At 46.2% G+C, this 18,464-nt stretch carries 26 protein-coding genes; 3 read left to right on the top strand and 23 right to left on the bottom strand.

Translation table 11 applies throughout. The annotated features are described in order from the left end of the window. Together UM402_RS05830 and thiH are read left to right on the top strand one after the other, a co-directional pair. Positions 1–789 (top strand): thiazole synthase, encoded by a 789-nt coding sequence (locus UM402_RS05830; RefSeq protein WP_058579279.1) that lies wholly within the window; start codon positions 1–3, stop codon positions 787–789. Next, a complete protein-coding gene (thiH, locus tag UM402_RS05825; RefSeq protein ID WP_058579280.1) occupies positions 786–1,934 on the top strand; it encodes a 2-iminoacetate synthase ThiH in 1,149 nt (382 codons plus the stop codon). The genes UM402_RS05830 and thiH overlap by 4 nt, the downstream gene beginning before the upstream one ends. Here the strand turns inward: thiH and UM402_RS05820 are convergent. Genes UM402_RS05820 through UM402_RS05810 form a run of 3 tightly spaced genes read right to left on the bottom strand, consistent with a single transcriptional unit; the run spans position 1,885 to position 5,490 of the window. Next, positions 1,885–2,562 (bottom strand): hypothetical protein, encoded by a 678-nt coding sequence (locus UM402_RS05820; protein WP_058579281.1) that lies wholly within the window; start codon positions 2,560–2,562, stop codon positions 1,885–1,887. The two genes, thiH and UM402_RS05820, sit on opposite strands and share 50 nt — an antisense overlap. Then, the gene (eno, locus tag UM402_RS05815; RefSeq protein WP_058579282.1) at positions 2,516–3,808 is read right to left on the bottom strand and encodes a phosphopyruvate hydratase; all 1,293 of its coding nucleotides are present in this window, start codon (positions 3,806–3,808) and stop codon (positions 2,516–2,518) included. Before eno ends, UM402_RS05820 begins: the two co-directional genes overlap by 47 nt. Before the next feature lie 44 nt (positions 3,809–3,852). Further along, the gene (locus tag UM402_RS05810; RefSeq protein WP_058579283.1) at positions 3,853–5,490 is read right to left on the bottom strand and encodes a CTP synthase; all 1,638 of its coding nucleotides are present in this window, start codon (positions 5,488–5,490) and stop codon (positions 3,853–3,855) included. A 162-nt stretch (positions 5,491–5,652) separates the two neighbouring features. Here UM402_RS05810 and UM402_RS05805 point away from each other — a divergent pair, with 162 nt between their 5' ends. Continuing rightward, complete coding sequence (locus UM402_RS05805) at positions 5,653–6,297, top strand: cation diffusion facilitator family transporter (protein ID WP_058579284.1); 645 nt, start codon at positions 5,653–5,655, stop codon at positions 6,295–6,297. Between the two features lie 23 nt (positions 6,298–6,320). Here the strand turns inward: UM402_RS05805 and UM402_RS05800 are convergent, their stop codons facing one another. From UM402_RS05800 to recO, 20 genes are all read right to left on the bottom strand, one after another. Further along, positions 6,321–6,800: an RDD family protein gene (locus UM402_RS05800; RefSeq protein ID WP_058579285.1), complete on the bottom strand. Its 480-nt coding sequence runs from the start codon at positions 6,798–6,800 to the stop codon at positions 6,321–6,323. A gap of 37 nt (positions 6,801–6,837) precedes the next feature. Then, entirely contained in the window at positions 6,838–7,140 is a 303-nt protein-coding gene (locus tag UM402_RS05795; protein WP_058579286.1) for a type II toxin-antitoxin system RelE/ParE family toxin, read from the bottom strand. Beyond that, on the bottom strand, positions 7,128–7,385 hold the full coding sequence (locus tag UM402_RS05790; RefSeq protein ID WP_058579287.1) for a type II toxin-antitoxin system Phd/YefM family antitoxin: 258 nt from the start codon (positions 7,383–7,385) through the stop codon (positions 7,128–7,130). The genes UM402_RS05795 and UM402_RS05790 overlap by 13 nt, the downstream gene beginning before the upstream one ends. A 193-nt stretch (positions 7,386–7,578) precedes the next feature. Further along, a complete protein-coding gene (locus UM402_RS05785) occupies positions 7,579–7,932 on the bottom strand; it encodes a DUF488 domain-containing protein (RefSeq protein WP_058579288.1) in 354 nt (117 codons plus the stop codon). Between the two features lie 7 nt (positions 7,933–7,939). Continuing rightward, on the bottom strand, positions 7,940–8,182 hold the full coding sequence (locus UM402_RS05780; RefSeq protein WP_058579289.1) for a hypothetical protein: 243 nt from the start codon (positions 8,180–8,182) through the stop codon (positions 7,940–7,942). Between the two features lie 254 nt (positions 8,183–8,436). Continuing rightward, on the bottom strand, positions 8,437–8,793 hold the full coding sequence (locus tag UM402_RS05775; protein ID WP_322295463.1) for a hypothetical protein: 357 nt from the start codon (positions 8,791–8,793) through the stop codon (positions 8,437–8,439). After that, the gene (locus tag UM402_RS05770) at positions 8,774–8,992 is read right to left on the bottom strand and encodes a type II toxin-antitoxin system prevent-host-death family antitoxin (RefSeq protein ID WP_058579291.1); all 219 of its coding nucleotides are present in this window, start codon (positions 8,990–8,992) and stop codon (positions 8,774–8,776) included. Before UM402_RS05770 ends, UM402_RS05775 begins: the two co-directional genes overlap by 20 nt. A gap of 99 nt (positions 8,993–9,091) precedes the next feature. Further along, positions 9,092–9,706, bottom strand: coding sequence for a DUF5610 domain-containing protein (locus tag UM402_RS05765; protein ID WP_058579292.1), 615 nt, complete (start codon positions 9,704–9,706; stop codon positions 9,092–9,094). A 96-nt stretch (positions 9,707–9,802) separates the two neighbouring features. Next, the gene (locus UM402_RS05760; RefSeq protein WP_058579293.1) at positions 9,803–10,105 is read right to left on the bottom strand and encodes a monooxygenase; all 303 of its coding nucleotides are present in this window, start codon (positions 10,103–10,105) and stop codon (positions 9,803–9,805) included. Between the two features lie 24 nt (positions 10,106–10,129). After that, positions 10,130–10,600 (bottom strand): CPBP family glutamic-type intramembrane protease, encoded by a 471-nt coding sequence (locus UM402_RS05755; RefSeq protein WP_058579294.1) that lies wholly within the window; start codon positions 10,598–10,600, stop codon positions 10,130–10,132. Positions 10,601–10,618: 18 nt separating this feature from the next. Further along, the gene (locus UM402_RS05750; RefSeq protein ID WP_322295462.1) at positions 10,619–10,789 is read right to left on the bottom strand and encodes a hypothetical protein; all 171 of its coding nucleotides are present in this window, start codon (positions 10,787–10,789) and stop codon (positions 10,619–10,621) included. Beyond that, the gene (locus UM402_RS05745; protein WP_058579295.1) at positions 10,786–11,013 is read right to left on the bottom strand and encodes a hypothetical protein; all 228 of its coding nucleotides are present in this window, start codon (positions 11,011–11,013) and stop codon (positions 10,786–10,788) included. Before UM402_RS05745 ends, UM402_RS05750 begins: the two co-directional genes overlap by 4 nt. A 12-nt stretch (positions 11,014–11,025) precedes the next feature. Continuing rightward, positions 11,026–11,529, bottom strand: coding sequence for a hypothetical protein (locus UM402_RS05740; RefSeq protein WP_058579296.1), 504 nt, complete (start codon positions 11,527–11,529; stop codon positions 11,026–11,028). Between the two features lie 281 nt (positions 11,530–11,810). After that, positions 11,811–12,260: a GNAT family N-acetyltransferase gene (locus UM402_RS05735; protein ID WP_058579298.1), complete on the bottom strand. Its 450-nt coding sequence runs from the start codon at positions 12,258–12,260 to the stop codon at positions 11,811–11,813. 10 nt (positions 12,261–12,270) lie between these two features. Then, positions 12,271–13,056 carry a nucleoside triphosphate pyrophosphohydrolase gene (gene mazG / locus UM402_RS05730; RefSeq protein WP_058579299.1) on the bottom strand — a complete coding sequence of 262 codons (786 nt, stop codon included), beginning with the start codon at positions 13,054–13,056 and terminating at the stop codon, positions 12,271–12,273. A 19-nt stretch (positions 13,057–13,075) separates the two neighbouring features. After that, the gene (relA, locus tag UM402_RS05725; RefSeq protein WP_058579300.1) at positions 13,076–15,253 is read right to left on the bottom strand and encodes a GTP diphosphokinase; all 2,178 of its coding nucleotides are present in this window, start codon (positions 15,251–15,253) and stop codon (positions 13,076–13,078) included. Positions 15,254–15,256: 3 nt separating this feature from the next. Beyond that, a complete protein-coding gene (rlmD, locus tag UM402_RS05720) occupies positions 15,257–16,630 on the bottom strand; it encodes a 23S rRNA (uracil(1939)-C(5))-methyltransferase RlmD (RefSeq protein ID WP_058579301.1) in 1,374 nt (457 codons plus the stop codon). A 21-nt stretch (positions 16,631–16,651) separates the two neighbouring features. Then, positions 16,652–17,032, bottom strand: a complete 381-nt coding sequence (gene acpS / locus UM402_RS05715; RefSeq protein WP_058579302.1) for a holo-ACP synthase — start codon at positions 17,030–17,032, stop codon at positions 16,652–16,654. Further along, positions 17,032–17,760 (bottom strand): pyridoxine 5'-phosphate synthase, encoded by a 729-nt coding sequence (pdxJ, locus tag UM402_RS05710; protein WP_058579303.1) that lies wholly within the window; start codon positions 17,758–17,760, stop codon positions 17,032–17,034. The genes acpS and pdxJ overlap by 1 nt, the downstream gene beginning before the upstream one ends. Before the next feature lie 2 nt (positions 17,761–17,762). Continuing rightward, a complete protein-coding gene (gene recO, locus UM402_RS05705) occupies positions 17,763–18,464 on the bottom strand; it encodes a DNA repair protein RecO (RefSeq protein WP_053952657.1) in 702 nt (233 codons plus the stop codon).

Here is an 18,464-nt window from a genome sequence, read left to right as displayed (position 1 = left end):
ATGCTTACTATTGCGGATAAAAACTTTAGCTCCAGGCTGTTCATTGGCAGCGGCAAATACAGTAGCGCAGATATAATGAAAGCCTCTATTCATGCGTCAGGCAGTGAGCTGATCACACTGGCCTTAAAGCGCGTCGACTTTAACCAACCGACAGATGATATTGTCACGCCGATTAAAGAGTTGGGCCTCAGCTTATTACCTAACACCTCCGGTGCAAAAACCGCTGACGAAGCCATTTACGCTGCCAGATTGGCGCGCGAGGCACTGCAAACCCACTGGTTGAAGTTGGAGATACATCCTGATCCCAACTACCTCCTACCCGACCCTATCGAAACCTTAAAAGCTGCCGAGCAGCTGGTTAAAGAAGGTTTTATTGTTATGCCCTACTGTGGCGCCGATCCGGTATTGTGCAAACGTTTGGAAGAAGTAGGCTGCGCAGCGGTAATGCCGCTGGGGTCACCTATTGGATCAAACAAAGGCCTTATTACCCGTGACTTCCTGCACATTATTGTCGAGCAAGCATCGGTCCCTGTCGTGGTGGATGCTGGTATTGGTGCTCCCAGCCACGCTGCTGAAGCCATGGAAATGGGAGCTGACGCCGTGCTGGTTAATACCGCCATTGCAACAGCACATGACCCGGTAGCAATGGCAAATGCATTTCGCCAGAGTGTTTGCGCAGGCAGAATAGCTTTTGAAGCGGGTCTTTCAGGTAAAACACCCGGTACTCGCGACTGCTCAATGAACGCCAGCGCTTCAAGTCCACTGACCGAGTTTCTAGAGGGCTTATGAGTAAGAGTTTTTATGATATTTGGCAGCAACTTAGCTGGGATGACATTAGGCTTAAGCTTTACAGCACAAGTGCCACCGATGTCGAACGTGCGTTGAGTAAAAGCACGCTGACCAGCGACGACTTTATGTCTTTGTTATCACCGGCAGCAGAGAGCTACCTTCCTGCTTTAGCTGAACGCTCACGCATGCTAACGCGACAACGCTTCGGAAATACGTTACAGCTCTTTATTCCGTTGTATCTGTCGAATTTGTGCGCCAACGATTGCAGCTACTGCGGTTTTTCAATGAGCAACCGCTTAAAAAGAAAGACCTTGTCACTGGATGAAATTGAGCAGGAGTGCCGCGCGATAAAAGCGAAGGGTTTTGACACGGTTCTCATTGTTACCGGAGAGCACGAAACGAAAGTCGGTATTCATTACTTTCAGCAAGCTATGCCAATTATAAAACGCTATTTTAGTTACGTGATGTTTGAAGTTCAGCCGCTGGCTTCTGATGAATACGCCCAGCTTCGACAACACGGGTTAGACGCGGTAATGGTGTACCAGGAAACCTATAGCTCCCTAACCTACTCTCAACACCATTTAAAAGGCAAAAAACGCGACTTCCGCTGGCGTCTTGAAACACCGGATAGGCTCGGTGCATGTGGCATGGACAAAATAGGTCTTGGATCGTTGATTGGACTGGAAGACTGGCGTATCGACAGTAGCTTCACGGCAATACACCTCGACTATATGCGTAAACGCTACTGGCGCAGTCGGTATTCTTTGTCGTTTCCTCGTTTGCGCCCGTGTACTGGTGGCGTTTCAGGTGTAAAAGACATGACCAACAAACAGCTGGTACAGCTTATTTGCGCCTATCGATTACGGTTCCCCGATGTCGAGCTTAGCCTCTCAACCCGCGAGCAGCAAAATTTACGAGATGGTCTGTTCAGTTTAGGGGTGACTTCCGTCAGCGCAGAGTCCAAAACTCAGCCTGGTGGGTATGCTAATGAAAATGAGGAGCTAGAGCAGTTTTCTATCGACGATGAGCGTTCAGTTAATGAGGTGGCTAATGCGATAAAGGCAAAAGGATTACAGCCTGTTTGGACCGACTGGCTTAATGAGCTATCCGCAACGCCATCTGAAACTTTTTCCAGTCCAGAGTAGCAACCAATAACAGCTCGCGCAGCATGAGAGTGCGCGGGTTAATTCGACCTTTGTGATTCCACTGATGTCCACAGCAAGCAGCTGTCATAATGCGTTTATTGGGTTTGAGTAAGGTGTCTTCTGCGTGCTCGCCCTGCCCGGCAAAGTCTAGCCAGCCTCGGTAGTTCAACCGCAAACGCTGCTTGTCTGTATCCACTCTATCAATGCTGTCGAGCATGATAGTCGTAAATTCCGGGGTTCTATAAAGTACCGGCACCACCAGACCTAACGCGGCATGCTTTGAGAACCAGGAGACTTGTTTTTCAGCTGAGGTCCCCGATGAAGGGACTTTCGTTGGCTGCGGTGCTTGCCAACTGGCATTTTGCACGTCCAGCTTAAGAGGAGACTGCTTAGCGGCATTCAAACAGCCGTGAGCGGCATGGCGAATATAGTGCGGAAGACTGGCTAATCGGCGTTGCAGTGCGGCAACTGGCATGTCATCGACTTGCGACAGTTGCTGCAATTCACGCTCATACAGCGCTGAGCACAGCTCGGCAAAATCGCCTTGCTGTGCCAGCGGCTGAAATATGTCAGCTTGTTGATTAGCCAGCGTTGACTTCCTGTCGTCCGCGGTAAGGCGCTTGGCCATTCAAATCGCCCTCTATACGCAATAGTTGGTTGTATTTAGCAACCCGGTCAGAGCGGCACAGTGAACCCGTTTTAATTTGTCCGGCGGCTGTACCCACTGCTAAGTCTGCAATAGTGGCGTCTTCGGTTTCACCAGAGCGATGAGAAATAACCGCCGTGTAACCTGCTTCACGTGCCATTGCAATCGCTGCTAAGGTTTCTGTCAGGCTACCAATCTGATTAAATTTAATCAAAATTGAATTAGCAATCGACTTGTCGATGCCTTCTTTCAGAATACGCGTATTGGTCACAAACAGGTCATCACCGACCAACTGAACTTTGCTGCCCAGTTTTTCGGTTAAGACTTTCCAGCCGTCCCAGTCACTTTCGTCCAGGCCATCTTCAATAGAGATGATTGGGTAACGGTCGCAAAGCTCTGCCAGGTAGTCGGCAAACTCTTCCGCAGTAAATGATTTGCCTTCACCAGACAACTCATATTTACCATCACGGTAGAATTCTGAGGCTGCACAGTCTAATGCCAACGTAATGTCGCTGCCCATTTTGTAGCCCGCGTTTTCAACCGCTTCAACAATAACCTGCAAAGCTTCTTCGTTCGATGCCAGGTTTGGTGCGAAGCCGCCTTCGTCACCCACCGCCGTGCTTAAACCACGCTTCTGCAGAACCTTTTTCAGAGCATGGAACACTTCAGCACCCATACGCAGGCCTTCTTTAAAGCTGTTAGCGCCAACCGGCTGAATCATAAACTCTTGAATGTCGACGTTATTGTCTGCGTGCTCACCACCATTAAGAATATTCATCATAGGCAATGGCATGCTGTATTTGCCGCTGGTGTGGTTCAGGTTCGCAATGTGCTCATAAAGCTCAACGCCCTGACTCAAGGCTGCTGCTTTCGCTACCGCCAAAGACACCGCCAAAATCGCGTTTGCGCCCAGCTTTTCTTTATTGTCAGTACCGTCTAACTTCAACATAATGTTGTCGATAGCGTCCTGGCTGTCAGCGTCTTTACCCATTAAAGCTTCAGCAATAGCGCCATTAATATTAGCGACAGCGGTTTGCACGCCTTTACCGAGGTAACGCGACTTATCACCGTCACGTAGCTCTAACGCCTCACGTGAACCAGTTGACGCGCCGCTTGGTGCTGCAGCGCGTCCCATGTGACCAGACTCTAAATAAACATCGGCTTCTACGGTTGGGTTACCGCGAGAATCCATAATTTCGCGACCAACAACTTTAACAATCTTGCTCATGCTTCAATCCTGTTTAATGCGTAACGTTTCGTTAAGTGACTCAATTAAGCCATGCGCTCTTTACGGAATTTACCCGCGGCTTCGATAAAGCCTTTAAATAACGGATGTCCATCGCGCGGCGTTGATGTGAATTCCGGATGGAACTGCACCGCCACAAACCATGGGTGTTTCGGGTTTTCCAGAATTTCAACTAACTGCTTGTCGTGCGAGTAACCGGTAATTTTTAAGCCCGCTTTTTCCAGCGGCTCAATGTAATGGTTATTCACTTCGTAGCGATGACGGTGGCGCTCTTCAATCACCTCTTTACCGTACATATCAAGCGCTTTTGAGCCTTTTTCCAAGTGGCACTCCTGTGACCCAAGGCGCATGGTGCCACCCAAATCGGAATGCTTGTCTCGCAGCTCTTTCTGACCGTTAGCATCCATCCACTCTGTGATAAGACCCACAACAGGATCGCTGCAATTCTCGTCAAACTCAGTACTGTTCGCGCCTGTTAAGCCCGCAACGTTACGAGCAAACTCAATCATGGCCACTTGCATACCTAAACAAATGCCTAAGTATGGAATGTTGTTCTCACGTGCGTATTTCGCCGCAATAAGCTTGCCTTCAATACCACGATCACCAAAACCGCCTGGGACTAAAATAGCGTCCACATCTTCTAACTTGGACGTACCTTTGGTTTCTAAGTCTTGTGAGTCGATGTAACGAATATTAACGGTTAAGCGGTTTTTAAGCCCAGCATGCGCCAGCGCTTCGTTTACCGACTTGTAAGCATCCGGCAGCTCAACATACTTACCGACAAAACCAACCGTTACTTCACCATTCGGGTTCGACTCTTGATACAGAACCTCTTCCCACTCGTGCAAGTCGGCTTCAGGGCAGTCTAAACGGAAACGATGAGTAACAATTTCATCCAGCCCCTGCGCTTTTAACATAGACGGGATTTTGTAAATGCTGTCAACGTCGCGTAATCCGATAACTGCACGCTCTTCTACATTAGTAAACAAGGCGATTTTCGAGCGTTCAGACGCCGGCAATGAGCGGTCAGAACGACACACCAGAACGTCAGGCTGGATACCAATAGAACGCAGTTCTTTTACAGAGTGCTGAGTTGGCTTGGTTTTCACCTCACCTGCTGCGCCTAAGAACGGCACTAAGGTCAGGTGCATAAATAAAGTATGGTCGCGGCCAATTTCCGTGCCTAACTGGCGAATAGCTTCCAGGAAAGGTTGCGACTCTATGTCACCGACGGTGCCACCAATTTCAATAATGGCAATATCGAAACCTTCGCTGCCTTCAATGACACGGCGCTTAATTTCGTTGGTAATGTGAGGAATGACCTGAATGGTCGCCCCTAAAAACTCACCTTTACGCTCACGGCGAATAATGTCTTCATAGACACGGCCGGTGGTAAAGTTGTTGTTGCTGGTCATGCGAGTGCGAATGAAGCGCTCGTAATGACCAAGGTCAAGGTCGGTCTCAGCCCCGTCTACGGTAACGAATACTTCACCGTGCTGAGTCGGGCTCATGGTCCCTGGATCTACGTTAATGTAGGGGTCCAGTTTCATGATAGTTACGTTTAAGCCCCGTGCTTCAAGAATTGCCGCCAAGGAGGCTGCAGCAATGCCTTTACCCAGCGAGGATACAACTCCGCCGGTTACGAAAATATAGTTTGTCGCCATGTGATACCCAGTTGGTCAGGTCGAATTTGGGATTGCTTTAAGACGGGAAAGTAGTATACCGAAAGTCAGTCATGACGACAAATGAAAAAGCACGCAACCTAGTCTTTAACTACGTCGATTTGCTAGTATAGCGCCAGCAAAAGTCTATTTAGGAGTTCGTTTATGTCATCCTGCTGCGGCAGTTCATGTGCTACCACACAAGCTCATATCGATAAATCACAGCGAAAACTGCTTTGGACGGTGCTAGTCCTTAACGGGGTTATGTTTTTCGTGGAGTTCATTGCCGGTTGGTTAGCACAGTCCAGTGGACTTATTGCCGATTCGCTTGACATGCTGGCCGATACACTCGTTTATGCCGTGAGTTTGTACGCGGTTGGTAAAGCCATTAAATACAAAGCCAACGCAGCTATTTTTAACGGTACGCTGCAAACCTTATTGGCGTTATTAGTGTTAGCTGACGTACTCCAGCGTTTACTTTTTGGCAGCCAACCGAATGCCAACATGATGTTATGGATTGCCGGTTTGGCGTTGGTGGTTAACATCGCTTGCTTTGCTCTTTTATATAGCTCCAGAAACGGCGATATTAATATTCGCGCCAGCTGGATATGCTCTCGCAACGACATGCTCATGAACACCGGTGTCATTATTTCTGCGCTTTTGGTCGCTCAGCTCAATATGGCGTGGCCAGACTTAGTGATAGCAACAGTAATTGCCTTGGTTGTGTTGCGTTCTGCAATACGCATTATTCGCGATGCGCGAGCCGTTAAGGCGGGAGAGAAAGCAGATATATCGGGGTGTTGTGGTTAAAACCGCAATACCCCGATTGCGCACTAACTGGATTGATCGTTTGGTTGTTCCATATCTTCGAACTTAAACGGCCCTTTTGTTTCACTTCTCACAACGACACTGCCCGCTAAAAGATCATGCCACCCTTGTTTGCGCTTTGCCCAACCTATCCAGAAAAAGCCAAGAAATAGCGGAATAGCCGCTGGAATATACGCAAAGTAACGGCCAATTGCCTTACCTACGCTCAGCTTGTCACCCGTTTTTTCGTCAACAACGCGCAGCTTCAGTAACATTTTCCCCGGCGTACCTAGATATTTCACCCAGAAGAAAATAGTGAGGACTACCGGCAAAATATAATTTAATAGTAAGTCCCAGAAGCCGTAAATCATTTCATTGCCTTCCCAATAAACCTGGCCGTATATAAATGACGTTGGTAAAGCGAAAACTATGAGCATAATGATTGAGTCAATGATAAGCGCTAGTAGACGAATCCAAAAGCCAGCGTATTGTGCGTGTTGTTCCATTGTTTCCTTCCTTTGTTTTTATTGTTAGCACGTTTTTTTAATTTTCATTTAAAAGGTAGGCTCTAAACTCTCGTTCTTCTCTGAACACAAATAGAATATTAACTGTGCCATCTTGTTCGCGATAAATAATGCGACAGGGAGAAGCGATGACTTCTCTGTATACCGAGCTTTGAAGTTCAGGGGGAACCCTACCTGAAAGAGGAAATTCACTTAGCCTATCTGTTTTATTAAATACAGACTTCACTAACTTTTCAGCAGCTGCCTCATTATCTAACGCAATATACTCTGCAATATCAGTGAGATCTTGTAATGCTGAATGTGTCCATATTACTTCAGCCATTTACTCATTTTCTCCTTGGCCTCATTCTGACTATACGTTCTTCCGTGAAGTAAGTCCCGCTCTCCTCTTGAGAGCCCCTCTAAAAGCGCTAAACGCTGTTGCATTAATTCATAATCTTTAATGTCCACCAAATAAGCCGATGGTTGTCCGTGTTCCGTTATCAAGACCGGCTCTTTCGATGAATGTAAATCAGCCAAAATTTTTGTCGCCTGACGCTTTAGACTTGTAACAAGCTCTACTTTCATAGCATACCGCCTAGTCATCTATCTCATAGTGATACTATAGTAGCACTTATGACGATTTTCTATTCAAATTTATAAACATGCTTTCTATGAGCCACTTTCAACCTCAACGCGCTGTGCAATTGAGGGCAAAGTAAATCGTTGACCGTTTTGTTGTCTCGCTCATGATACTAACCTACATAAGAGCACCATGACGTTATAACGTTAATTTTTCTAAATACTCTTTCAACACCACGGCATTGTTGTGCTCAGTATCTTTAGAGGAATACAGCAGTGTAACTTTTTCACTACTAACCTTGCTTGCTAAGTCGCGTAAGGCTTCTTTATGTTTTTTTAATTCAGATAGGTAGCGATTGCGAAACTCACCCCACTCAGAGCGATTACTGTGAAACCATTTACGAAGCTCATCGGAAGGCGCTATGTCTTTTATCCATTCATCAAGGTTGGCTGCATCTTTTGAAATGCCACGAGGCCAGAGTTTATCCACCAAAACTCGGTAACCGTCGTCAGATGATGCATCGTCATAGATGCGTTTGAGCTGGATAGTCATATTCTAACTATTCCTTGTTCGTAGTTTTTCTTCGCAGCAACTTAAATACTCGCTGATATAACCATGAAGCGGCCACTGCGATTGTTACAAACACGCCTAAATCAATTAGGAAGTTCGCGATATCAAAGTCATCACTTAGTGGGTTGTACTTTGAACCTAAGCTATACATAAGTGCTTCAGTCAGAATCACAGCGACAATAATAGGTACAACAGTAGACCCAAATGGTTGTCGAGCAGTTGACTCACTCATGACTATGCTCCCGAATATCCGTTAGCACGTTCTTCACTAAATTTGCACATGCGCCAACAGATATAAACCTGACGTATTCATAATCTCCACTAAGAACTCTCCGCTTCAAGTGCTTTACGTTTTCGATAAGGCTGGATTAAAAGCCTCCAAACCCAATAGCCAGTAGCAATTGCATAAAGCTACGATAATTTCTTTAACCGAGAAAAGCAAATCAGTGGCGGTAGGAGCGTGGCTAGCTAATTGTTTATAACTATCTAAATCAACAGGTTTACTTCGAAGAGCAGCTTCCGGATATTTTGCTTAGTCGACATTAATAACAAGAGTTCGACTTTTTGATTAGCTTCATCAACTTTATAAAATACAAGGTTATAGTCATCAACCAACCACTGCCTATAATCAGCGACTCCAAGACTAAGAAGCCGCTCGCTAATGGGGCCTATTTTAGGGTTAATTGGCAGTTGTTCTTTAATCCTGTTTTTTATGTTGGTGATCACATTATCAGCAATCGACTCTGAATAATTGTGTTCTATGAAACTACGGAAGCGTCTGGTAGACAACTTAAAGACACGAGAGGCTTCTACTCTATAAAACTCACTCGAATGCTTCATCAAAGCTCAACCTTTCGTCACCCAACGACTTTTCGGATAGCTTGAGAAGCTTCAGAAGTGCCAGAGTTTCTTGTTGAAACTCATAATCGGAAAAAGACTGAACCACGTACGCGGGTTTGCCCTTTTTGGTAACAAGCAACTCTTCATTGAGCTCGAGAGAGTTAGCGTTTTCTTTTAGATAAGTAACCGTTTCAGTTTTCACAAAAGGCCTCAAAAAGACTTTTTAAAGACTGTCGATAACTATAACACTACTTCTACAGTGCGCAACTCTTTATGTTCCAGTTAACCGAGCTTGCCGTCTTTAGTCGCTTTCAGGGGCGCGCTCAGTTTCACTGTCAGAATCACTTTGCTGCTTGGATTCTTCAAGTACTCGCTCACGGAAGCTTTCAAGACCTTGCTCTATTAGCTTGTAGGTTTCATCAGCATCGCTTTCCACTTTGCCTTCGTAGACCTGTAGGCCTTGCAAAATAGTAACCGCGTCTTTAAAACCTTTGTCGATGCCGCCTTTTATGAGCTCCAGAAAGTTATTCAGCGTCTCTTCTTCTGAGTCGCCAGGGTTTAACTCTTTATAACGGCTGTAAAAATTAGTGGCAAAGGAGACAATGCGATCAGCCGTGGCTTTAGGGGAAGTGTCGACGCCAGACTCGTAAATTTTCTTCGCTGCGTTCTTTCCCATGACAGGCTCAAGCTCGGCATTAATGCCTTCGAGTGCGGTCTTGTACAGCAAGCTTAATGACTCATTGTTACTATTTAATGAGACCTTTTCATGCGCGGCGAGAATAGCGGCATTATATGCCTTCTTCGACTCTGTTTTTGCGTCTTTAACATCACGGTTATCGGCGTTAGATTCAGCTCTTACGCTATTAGAATTAGGCTTGCCAGAGCCTGTTGCGAAATTGGTTGGATTAATAGGCATGATGGTATTCCTGCAAAATCGGCTATCACTGACTTTCAGTATAGTCCGTCACTGTATTATCGGCAGGTTTTGATTAAAGTTTAACCTATTTATCGATCAGCCAAGGCTTTTATTGATCTTAGATAGAGGTTCATTCACATCAAATATCTTCGCATTGATATTATCGACACCAAACTCTTTTAATCGAGCAGAGTGCTTTTCCAAATAGGACTGCGCAGTCTCTTCTGACTTAAACAAATAAATGCCCCCTGCTTCTCCTTGCTCAGCGTTTTCTGTCCAAATTTTGGAAATAAAGCCAGGCTCATCATTGATGGAAACAGCCAATTCTCGCATGGCTTCTGTCATTTGTTCACCAAACGGCCCTTGAAATGGAAAGTCAATTTGTAGAAGTTTAGCCATGGTTCATTTTCCTGTTGAATTATTTTAAGTGAGCAGTATTGCAGAGAAAAGTGCAATCAGGTTTCTAAGCGCATGGGCTAAATAGCCCACTTTTATTGCCCTAAAAACAGTATCCTCACGCACTTTTAAGTAAACATAGGTATATACAGCAAAACCACCAACTGCAAGAATAAAGCTTGCCACATAGTCAGTGAGGTGAAGAAAACCAAAAAATATGGCTACCACTGCTGTAATAACCACTCTACTCACTTTTATTTTTACGCCTAGTTCAGTTAACGCAGCAAGTAGTAAAGTCTCTAACAACGGTCCGATAACCACTGCCCCTAAAAAAAACACAAGAATGCCTAATTCCTTAACCTGGGATTCAGGAAAGCGTTGACCAAGAAGACCAAGTCCGGCCCCTAATAAAAAAGCTACGATAAGCAACAGAGAGACTGTTTTTATAACGAGCAAGAAGTCTGAATTTGAGTTGTCGGGAAGTATCTTTTTAAGCATGGTGTTTATTATAACTTCTTAACTCTCACTTTTAGGTTTCAGAGAGTTATAAACCGCAAAAATGACCGTGCAAAATACACCAACAAAAATAGCGCGATAAAAGTCAGCGCCAGAGAGCCCATTCGTCGATACTTCATAAATAGCCATACCAGCACCAATTCCCAAGCCGGTGAGTAATGCGTTTTTCATTTTTCTTCCTCGACTTCGTCTTTAACCAAGAGATCGACCAACACTTTTTGGAAAACATATAAACATGCCCCAATGGCAAGCAATATAATCCATATTGGCGATAGCAGATCGCCGTGAAAAAAATAGATATCTAAGAATTCAGCAATTAACGTTATTAAAACAACAGCGATGACGGTTTTTATACTGTGCTTATTAATTGTTTTTATTATGTCTTTTTCTGTCATCGGGTTACCCTTTTATACTTCAAAACCTTTATCTTTAAGTAATCTTTTCAGTTCACCATGACCATTTAAGAGCGGTGTTACCCGGACTTTTTTTCCTGATTCAAATTCCAGTACAAACCAATACATAAGAGCGTTGAAGTTTGCCGAAACAAGGTTTTCCCAACGCTCTTCTTTTCTACCCGTCCAGGAGCTATAAAACGTTATTATGTCTGAATCGAACTGCCCTTTTACCTTGAAGTATTCAGCAAGTGACGCGTAAGCGGATAGTCCAAAGCTACAAATTAAAATTAAGCCATAAATTGCATCAGCGGAATTATTGAAAAGCTCTTCACCGAACAGAAACTTCCAGCCCAGAGAAGCAGTAAAAAGAAGGCAGACTAAGCCAAGAAGAAATAACCAGCTCCCATAATAAAGTCTACCATTCGTCTGCTTTGCTGCAGCGCTTCTGGTAATTACAGGCCCCAGTAAGACAGCTACCGCTCCACCAAGCAATCCAAAAGTAATACTTGAGTCCAACTTTTAACTCCCTACCGATTTTTTTCTAAGGAGTTTTTTGTTTGATCGAAGCCTTCCTGAATACCCGAAGAAAGACTAGGCAAAGCGGTGGCTAACACTAAGCAAAGAGACGCAACCAGCATCATATTTCGGTTATTTTTCTTATACCCAACCGCTAACAGTATAACGAACAAAACAAGCAATAAAATTTCTATGTAAAACACTTAACTATCCCTTTATCAATGCATTTGAAGCAGCTTATTGAAGCTTGTGTGAATACTCAATAATAGCTTTTATAGCTTCTATGACTTTTTGATTACATCTAACTCCATATAATAAAACCGGTCATCCTCGTTAGTCAGCGTGAAGCCGAACTTGTCATATAAGCGATATGCAGGACTAATTTTGAATACCTTCAACATTAGCCTGTAAGCTCCAGACTCTTCAACTCTTCGTTTTGCTTCGGCCAACACCGCCCCGCCAATACCTTTGTTCTGAAAGTCCTTGATAATTTGAAGATCTCTTAACCAGCAAGAGTCACCATCAAATGAAAGGCGCAACGCTCCAATTAGCTGACCGTCACACAAAATATCCCAATTATCTAAGTCGACAATTTGTTCCAGTATTTTAGATTCTTGCCAACCAACTCCGTAATGTTCGTAATACGAGCGCATATTGTCGTAAGTGATTGCGGCTGATTTAGACAAGTCTTGCGTCAGTCTAAAAGAAATAGCTTCGGTTAGTTTAGACATGAGAGCTCAGTCAGGCATTCTTAGCTTGTTGCCACAAAGCTTCAAGCTCATCTAAATTGCAATCAGTGGGATGTTTGCCCTGCTCGCTTAGGCGTTGCTCTATGTTTTGGAAGCGGCTCTTGAATTTTTCGTTAGCGCGTTGCAGCGCAGCTTCGGGGTTCACTTGTTTGTGACGTGCAAGGTTAACAACAGCGAACAGCAGGTCACCAATTTCTTCTTCAATGTGCTCTTGGTCTGTTGCTTCTTTTACTTCTTGTATTTCTTCTTCAATTTTGTCGTATACCGGTTCAGCTTCTGGCCAGTCGAAACCGACGGAGGCCGCACGCTTTTGCAGTTTGGCGGCTTTTAAAATGCTCGGCAACTGACTGGGTATGTCGTCAAATACAGAGCCACGGGCATTTTTCTCGGTACGCTCTTGCTGCTTTATCTGTTCCCACTGGGCTTTAATTTCGGCATCGGACAAGTTGCGTTCAGCATCACTGCCAAATACATGAGGGTGACGACTAATCAACTTATTGGCGGTATGCGCAGCAATGTCGTCAAACACAAAGTCGCCCTGCTCTTTCGCCAGCTGTGCATAAAACACCACCTGGAACAGCAAGTCACCCAGCTCGTCTTTTATCGCGGCCATGTCACCCGATTGAATCGCGTCAACCACTTCGTAAGTTTCTTCTATGGTATACGGCAGAAGTGACTCAAAGCTTTGCTTTAAGTCCCAGGGGCAACCGCCCTCGGGGTCGCGCAACCGACGCATGACATCTGTTAATTCGGCGACACCGTTAAATTCACTCTTCATTTATAAAAACCTTTAGGGCTTACACCCGTTGTACCTGTTCAACTCCGTTAATTTGCCGCAAGCGCTGACTAATTCGCTGTAGGCTCTCGTTATCTTTTACAGCCAAAGCCAATACTACTGTGGCGGTTTGAGACTGGCTGTCAGCATCACTATCCATGTGCATGACGGCGGCTTTTTCATTCGCCAACACGCTGGTAATGTCGTGCAGTAACCCACTGCGGTCTAGCGCTGAAATGCGTAGCTCCGCTCGATAGTCCTGATGCGTCTGACGGGGCCAACTGACTTCAATGCCCCGTTCAGGGTGCTGGTTCAGCAAATGCGCTAACTGCTCACAGTCACGTCTGTGTACCGAAACACCACGCCCTTGCGTAATAAAGCCTCGTATTGGCTCGCCCGGTAATGGCTCGCAACACTTCGCAAATTGCATCATGAGGTTACCAATACCCTCGATCACCACTTCCGAGGTGCTACCAACTTTGCGCTTGGTGACTTTAGTGCGCTTCTTAATTTGCTCAACTTTTTCAGCTTCGGTTGTTTCCGGCTTGAGCTGGTTAACAACCTGATGCAAGCGCACATCACCGGCACCAATGGCAGCTAATAGGTCGTCTAGATTACTGACATTAAAGCGGGCTAAAACGTCTGTGGCTTTATGCAGCGGAATACCGTACTTCTGTAGCTCGTTTTCTAGCAGCTCTTTGCCCGCGTGTAGGTTTTTATCCCGGTCTTCTTTTTTAAAGTAGGTATGAACCTTGGCTCTTGCCCGTGAGGAATGTAGGTACCCCAGCTGCGGGTTTAGCCAGTCGCGACGCGGTTGTGCGTTTTTCTGAGTCAGAATTTCAACGCGATCGCCGTTTTGCAATTGATAGGTAAAGGGCACAATGCGGCCATCAATTTTGGCGCCAATGCACTTATGTCCAACCTGGCTATGAATGTAATACGCAAAGTCGAGCGGCGTTGAGCCCATAGGTAAGTCCATAACCTCACCTTTCGGCGTAAACACGTAGACACGGTCCTCAAAGACTTGCGAGCGAATTTCATCGACCAAGCCTTCGCTACCGGCCATGTCTTCATGCCAGGCCAACAGCTTACGCAGCCAGGCAATTTTATCCTCAAAACCGTGACGTTTGCCGGTTGCCGGGCCTTCTTTGTACATCCAGTGCGCGGCGACACCCAGTTCAGCGTCATCGTGCATATCATGCGAGCGAATTTGAATTTCGACACTTTTGTCTTCGGGCCCGACCACCACCGTATGAATAGACTGATAACCATTAGGTTTGGGCGTAGCTATGTAGTCGTCAAATTCTGAAGCAATATGTCGCCACCGCGAATGCACAACGCCCAGCGCAGCATAACAATCTTTTAGGTTGTGCGTGAGTATACGAACTGCCCGTATGTCGAACAGTTGCTCAAACTGCAGATGCTTTTTCTGCATTTTGCGCCAAATAGAGTAAATATGTTTGGGGCGGCCATAAACGTCGGCTTGTATTTGCTGCTCGTCCAACGCGTTTTGCAAGTCGGCAACAAAGTTCTCTATGTATTGCTCTCGGTCTGTACGACGCTCATGCAAGCGCTTGGCAATGGTTTTGTAGGTATTCGGGTGCAAATACCGAAAAGCTATGTCTTCCAGTTCCCATTTAAGCTGACCTATGCCCAAACGGTTGGCTAAAGGCGCGTATATTTCCGAACACTCTTTGGCTGCTAAGACCCGTGTCTCTTCGTCGGCGTTTTTCACTTCACGCAGGTAACAAATACGTTCTGCAAGCTTAATGAGCACCGCACGCACGTCTTCCACCATAGACAGCAACATACGTCGTACATTGTCTATTTGAGTACCGTCAGGCTGGCCGTGCTGAAAATGTTGTAAGTCACTAATGCTCTGCATTTGCTGTACGTTACGCAACAGTACAATGAGCGTTTTTGACTGCTTGCCGGTGAGCTTTTCGAGGTCGAGCTTGCCAGCTTCCAGCAGTGGTACGTACAAAGCCGCCAGTAGCGATTCCGCGTCAAGCTTCAGTGGCGCCAGAATCTCTACCATTTCCTGGCCTTTTAGCAGTGCGGCTTCTTCTTTTGGAAATTGTTGTTTTAGCTGCTCTAAGGTAGTTTCCAGTGGCTCAGGATCACTCACAGCGTTCAGCCAATGCTGTTCGCTGTCTTTATACTTGGGATCATCCACGTGGGTACTGCGTACATGGACCATGACTTACGACGCTCGCTCCAGACAAACCATGGTTTCAATGTGATGCGTTTGCGGGAACATGTCAACTGTGCAGAGCTTACTAATACGGTAGTCGGAGGTCTTTTTATTGCTTTTTAGACCAACAATAGCAGCAACGTCTCGCGCGAGTGTGTCCGGCGCGCAGGAAACGTACACAATTCGCTTAGGTCGTTGCTCGGGTTTGAGCTTTTTAAGTAACGTCATCACCCCTTCTGCTCCGGGCCGAGCCGGGTCTAAACACCATAAGTCAGCCGGTTCACCTAATTCAGACGCGGTAATATCATTTAGTTCAGCCGCTAAGGAACTCAAGTTAGTAAGACTATTGGTTTCAGCGTTATTGCGCGTTTGTTCCGCCATGCGATATACACCTTCCACTGCCAGTGCCGACTTGGCTCGACGCGCTAACGGGATGCTGAAGTTACCAATACCTGCGAAAAAGTCGTACACGCGTTGCGTTTTTTCTGGCGCAAGCCAGTCTATAGCCTGCTGAACCATACGTTCATTAATACCGCCGTTAACCTGCAAAAAGTCTCCGGGCTGAAAGTAAAGCTTGTCACCGTCTATGGAAGTATCAAAAGGTAAACTTGCGTTGTTCAGAGGCGTTAATTCATTGTCGCTTTGCAGCCAAATATCGATATTCTGCTCTGCCTGCCACTTCTCAAGTGACTGTATAGCGTCCTTTGGCAAGCTGTCCGTTATACGCAGTAAAATAACTGGCCTATTAGTGTGAATGGCTTCTAAATGCCCCAGCTTAGTCGCAATACTTGAGGTGTTTAGCACTGGATACAGCCTATTCACCGCTTGCAATAAGCTTTCTTCAGCCACTAAGCAGTCTTCAACCGGCACAATCTGATGGCTTTGCGCTTCCCGAAAACCAATAAGTAATTTTTGTTCTTTACCGAGCCAGCGGGTGGCCAGGCGGACACGCCGACGATATCGAGTCGGCTCACTGACTAATGGTGCCTGCCAGGGCAAGCTTTCAGTCGCAGCGTCAAACACACCGAACTTCTGAAACAGCTCTTCTACCACTTGTTGTTTGTGGCGCAGCTGGTAGCTTTCATCGACATGCTGAAAGTCGCAACCACCGCATTGCTCATAATATTTGCAGGGAGCATCGCGACGGTCTGCGCTTGGCTCCAGAATGCGTTCAAGCGTACCACTGTGTTTGCCGGTGGTTTTGTACTGAATGACCTCACCGGGTAATGCGCCAATAATGAAACGTGTTTGAGGCTTTCGACCCGCTTGTTTATCAGAGCCACGAACAACCGCTCGCGCCTGATGATCAAGCCCAGAGACTTGAGCTTTGAGAGTTTTACTAACGGCTTTGCCACGCTTTTGCGGCTTAAAAAATTGCGCCATTTGGGTTGTGTTTAACCTATTTTATTCAGACTCTAAAATAACCGTTGCCACGGCGTAATGCTTTTCGTCACTGATGGATAAATGGCTGGCAACAACCCCCATTTCTTTAATCCACTCGGCAGCGGTATCGGTAAAGTGCCAGCTGGGTTTTCCGTAGTCGTCATGGACAACCTGCATATGCTGAAAAGATAGTCCCGCAGAAATACCGCGTCCAAAGGCTTTAGCACAAGCTTCTTTAGCGGCAAATCGCTTCGCCAAATACGCAGCCTCGTCAACCGATGCGCTCATTTCTTCCTGCTCTTTGGGAGTCAGCACACGCTTAGTTAAGCTGTCGCCACGCGCTAACGACTTCTCGATACGGGACACTTCAATAATGTCCGTACCCAGTCCTACTATTGCCATTATCTTGCCTTATCGAGTATTTCCCGCATATCGCGGACAGCTTTATCCAAACCATCTAAAACTGCCCGGGCAATAATAGAGTGACCAATATTCAGTTCGACCATTTGCGGAATTTGCGCGACGTCCAAGGTGTTGTGGTAGTGAAGGCCATGACCCGCATTAACCTGCAAACCAATAGAGTGCGCATATTCTGCCGCTTCCATTAAGCGGGCCAATTCTTTTTTCTGTTCTTCTTCAGTGTCAGCTTCAGCGTATTGGCCTGTATGCAATTCAATTATAGGCGCTCCGGCTTCTTTTGCTGCATCAATTTGCTTGCGATCAGCATCAATAAATAGCGACACCTGGATGCCTGCATCCGTTAAACGTTTGGTCGCATTGGCAATATTTTCGACTTGTCCGGCAACATCTAGACCGCCTTCAGTGGTCAGCTCTTCACGCTTTTCCGGTACCAGGCAACTGAACGTTGGCTGTGTTTTTACTGCAATGTCGATCATTTCATCGGTCACGGCCATTTCTAAATTCATTGGCACGTTCAGAGTTTGCTTCAGCATTGCCACGTCGCGATCGGTAATGTGCCGGCGGTCTTCACGCAAATGAATGGTGATACCGTCAGCTCCTGCACGTTCAGCAATGCTGGCCGCAGCTACCGGGTCTGGGTAACGCACGCCACGCGCATTTCGAAGTGTTGCGACGTGGTCAATGTTTACCCCTAAGCGTAATTCTCTCATGGTTACTTCCTTCTTTGCTGAAACAGTTCACGGCTGCGCAGCGGTTTATCACCCAAATACACGTGAAGCGCCTCGCGCATTATCCACTTTAACTGTTTTAAGCGGTGTTCATCACTTATATCCCAGTCTGCTATTCGTTCAATATCATTGACTGGGTAAGCTTTGTCGTCTTTATGCCGGGGCGTCGACACTAACCCATGATCAGGCACAAAGTAACAGTACTCAAGATCTTTTAGCGGCTGTCCAGTGTCAGCATCATGATACCAGTCAAAGGCTGCCCCCAAATGTTCAAGTAGCTGCCACTCGAAGCGTCTGAGTGCTGGTTCTACATGTTTCGCTTCGGACAACGCAGCTATCGCCGACCAGTAATGCTGGAACAGCTCCTGTGCTTCAGCTTCTGCCGGCAGCAGGCGTTGCAACAGTTCATTGAGGTAGAAGCCGCTATAAAGTGCGTTGCCGGTAAGTCTTATTTGGGCTGATTGGGTGTCTTGTTCAAGTAGTGTCAGCGTTTTTAAGTCGCTGCGCCCTTTGTACTCTATTTTCACTGGTACAAAAGGCTGAGCTAATCCACGCCACGGGCTTTTGGACCGTTTAGCGCCTTTAGCAATAAGCCGGACGCGCCCGTTTTGCTCTGTGAACACATCCAGCAGCAGACTGGTTTCCTGAAAATCCCAGCGATGCAACACTAAGGCTCGCTGAATCAC

The organism is Idiomarina sp. OXR-189 (assembly GCF_034373425.1).
Classification (GTDB): domain Bacteria; phylum Pseudomonadota; class Gammaproteobacteria; order Enterobacterales; family Alteromonadaceae; genus Idiomarina; species Idiomarina zobellii.
Note: the sequence above shows the minus strand (reverse complement) of the source record. Positions and strands in the feature narration are given on the sequence as shown.

Bases quoted from the DNA above. Each gene is read 5' to 3' on its own strand.
- UM402_RS05830 (WP_058579279.1), top strand. From the start codon at position 1: ATGCTTACTATTGCGGATAAAAACTTTAGCTCCAGGCTGTTCATTGGC.
- thiH (WP_058579280.1), top strand. From the start codon at position 786: ATGAGTAAGAGTTTTTATGATATTTGGCAGCAACTTAGCTGGGATGAC.
- UM402_RS05820 (WP_058579281.1), bottom strand. From the start codon at position 2,562: ATGGCCAAGCGCCTTACCGCGGACGACAGGAAGTCAACGCTGGCTAAT.
- eno (WP_058579282.1), bottom strand. From the start codon at position 3,808: ATGAGCAAGATTGTTAAAGTTGTTGGTCGCGAAATTATGGATTCTCGC.
- UM402_RS05810 (WP_058579283.1), bottom strand. From the start codon at position 5,490: ATGGCGACAAACTATATTTTCGTAACCGGCGGAGTTGTATCCTCGCTG.
- UM402_RS05805 (WP_058579284.1), top strand. From the start codon at position 5,653: ATGTCATCCTGCTGCGGCAGTTCATGTGCTACCACACAAGCTCATATC.
- UM402_RS05800 (WP_058579285.1), bottom strand. From the start codon at position 6,800: ATGGAACAACACGCACAATACGCTGGCTTTTGGATTCGTCTACTAGCG.
- UM402_RS05795 (WP_058579286.1), bottom strand. From the start codon at position 7,140: ATGGCTGAAGTAATATGGACACATTCAGCATTACAAGATCTCACTGAT.
- UM402_RS05790 (WP_058579287.1), bottom strand. From the start codon at position 7,385: ATGAAAGTAGAGCTTGTTACAAGTCTAAAGCGTCAGGCGACAAAAATT.
- UM402_RS05785 (WP_058579288.1), bottom strand. From the start codon at position 7,932: ATGACTATCCAGCTCAAACGCATCTATGACGATGCATCATCTGACGAC.
- UM402_RS05780 (WP_058579289.1), bottom strand. From the start codon at position 8,182: ATGAGTGAGTCAACTGCTCGACAACCATTTGGGTCTACTGTTGTACCT.
- UM402_RS05765 (WP_058579292.1), bottom strand. From the start codon at position 9,706: ATGCCTATTAATCCAACCAATTTCGCAACAGGCTCTGGCAAGCCTAAT.
- UM402_RS05760 (WP_058579293.1), bottom strand. From the start codon at position 10,105: ATGGCTAAACTTCTACAAATTGACTTTCCATTTCAAGGGCCGTTTGGT.
- UM402_RS05755 (WP_058579294.1), bottom strand. From the start codon at position 10,600: ATGCTTAAAAAGATACTTCCCGACAACTCAAATTCAGACTTCTTGCTC.
- UM402_RS05750 (WP_322295462.1), bottom strand. From the start codon at position 10,789: ATGAAAAACGCATTACTCACCGGCTTGGGAATTGGTGCTGGTATGGCT.
- UM402_RS05745 (WP_058579295.1), bottom strand. From the start codon at position 11,013: ATGACAGAAAAAGACATAATAAAAACAATTAATAAGCACAGTATAAAA.
- UM402_RS05735 (WP_058579298.1), bottom strand. From the start codon at position 12,260: ATGTCTAAACTAACCGAAGCTATTTCTTTTAGACTGACGCAAGACTTG.
- mazG (WP_058579299.1), bottom strand. From the start codon at position 13,056: ATGAAGAGTGAATTTAACGGTGTCGCCGAATTAACAGATGTCATGCGT.
- relA (WP_058579300.1), bottom strand. From the start codon at position 15,253: ATGGTCCATGTACGCAGTACCCACGTGGATGATCCCAAGTATAAAGAC.
- rlmD (WP_058579301.1), bottom strand. From the start codon at position 16,630: ATGGCGCAATTTTTTAAGCCGCAAAAGCGTGGCAAAGCCGTTAGTAAA.
- acpS (WP_058579302.1), bottom strand. From the start codon at position 17,032: ATGGCAATAGTAGGACTGGGTACGGACATTATTGAAGTGTCCCGTATC.
- pdxJ (WP_058579303.1), bottom strand. From the start codon at position 17,760: ATGAGAGAATTACGCTTAGGGGTAAACATTGACCACGTCGCAACACTT.